At 56.8% G+C, this 1,791-nt stretch carries 1 rRNA gene; it reads right to left on the reverse strand.

Annotated features, from left to right (window positions below):
• Positions 1-27 precede the first annotated feature (27 nt).
• Positions 28-1,545, reverse strand: a 16S ribosomal RNA gene (locus ACIBGM_RS45235).
• Positions 1,546-1,791 lie beyond the last annotated feature (246 nt).

Genomic DNA, 1,791 nt, shown 5'->3' on the forward strand with positions numbered 1-1,791 from the left:
CTAAGCGGGTTGCCAAGTGCTCCTTAGAAAGGAGGTGATCCAGCCGCACCTTCCGGTACGGCTACCTTGTTACGACTTCGTCCTAATCGCCAGCCCCACCTTCGACGGCTCCCTCCACAAGGGTTAGGCCACCGGCTTCGGGTGTTGCCGACTTTCATGACGTGACGGGCGGTGTGTACAAGGCCCGGGAACGTATTCACCGCAGCGTTGCTGATCTGCGATTACTAGCGACTCCGACTTCATGGGGTCGAGTTGCAGACCCCAATCCGAACTGAGACCGGCTTTTTGGGATTCGCTCCACCTTACAGTTTCGCAGCCCTTTGTACCGGCCATTGTAGCATGCGTGAAGCCCTGGACATAAGGGGCATGATGACTTGACGTCATCCCCACCTTCCTCCGAGTTGACCCCGGCAGTCTCCTATGAGTCCCCACCATAACGTGCTGGCAACATAGGACGAGGGTTGCGCTCGTTGCGGGACTTAACCCAACATCTCACGACACGAGCTGACGACAGCCATGCACCACCTGTATAGGACCCTTACGGACCCCCCATCTCTGGAGGATTTCCCTATATGTCAAACCCAGGTAAGGTTCTTCGCGTTGCATCGAATTAATCCGCATGCTCCGCCGCTTGTGCGGGCCCCCGTCAATTCCTTTGAGTTTTAGCCTTGCGGCCGTACTCCCCAGGCGGGGCGCTTAATGCGTTAGCTGCGGCACGGAGGACGTGGAATGTCCCCCACACCTAGCGCCCAACGTTTACGGCGTGGACTACCAGGGTATCTAATCCTGTTCGCTACCCACGCTTTCGCTCCTCAGCGTCAGGTAAGGCCCAGAGAGCCGCCTTCGCCACCGGTGTTCTTCCTGATATCTGCGCATTCCACCGCTACACCAGGAGTTCCGCTCTCCCCTGCCTACCTCTAGTCTGCCCGTATCGGAAGCAGGCTCGGAGTTAAGCTCCGAGTTTTCACTCCCGACGTGACGAACCGCCTACGAGCCCTTTACGCCCAATAATTCCGGACAACGCTCGGACCCTACGTATTACCGCGGCTGCTGGCACGTAGTTGGCCGGTCCTTCTTCTGCAGGTACCGTCACTCTCGCTTCGTCCCTGCTGAAAGAGGTTTACAACCCGAAGGCCGTCATCCCTCACGCGGCGTTGCTGCGTCAGACTTTCGTCCATTGCGCAATATTCCCCACTGCTGCCTCCCGTAGGAGTCTGGGCCGTGTCTCAGTCCCAGTGTGGCCGGTCGCCCTCTCAGGCCGGCTACCCGTCGACGCCTTGGTAGGCCATTACCCCACCAACAAGCTGATAGGCCGCGAGCCCATCCCCAACCGCCAGAACTTTCAACCACAAACCATGAGGAAAGTGGTGATATCCGGTATTAGACCCCGTTTCCGAGGCTTATCCCGAAGTTGAGGGTAGGTTGCTCACGTGTTACTCACCCGTTCGCCGCTCGTGTACCCCCGAAGGGGCCTTACCGCTCGACTTGCATGTGTTAAGCACGCCGCCAGCGTTCGTCCTGAGCCAGGATCAAACTCTCCGTTGAAAAATATGACAACCAGTAAACTGGGAGTCGACAACCAAAGTTGATCCTCTGAATCAGAAACAATCAAACTGACTTGAATCAAAATGTTTCAAAGGAATCCGCCACAGAACAACAGACAACCCAAACCCACAGTCGAAACGACCAGGGGCAGGAAAATCGCCCAATGCCTGTGAACGGGGTTAATGCATCTTTCGGCATTGACTTTCGGCACGCTGTTGAGTTCTCAAGAATCGGACGCACACCGCG

It is taken from the genome of Kribbella sp. NPDC050470 (assembly GCF_044458365.1).
Lineage (GTDB): Bacteria > Actinomycetota > Actinomycetes > Propionibacteriales > Kribbellaceae > Kribbella.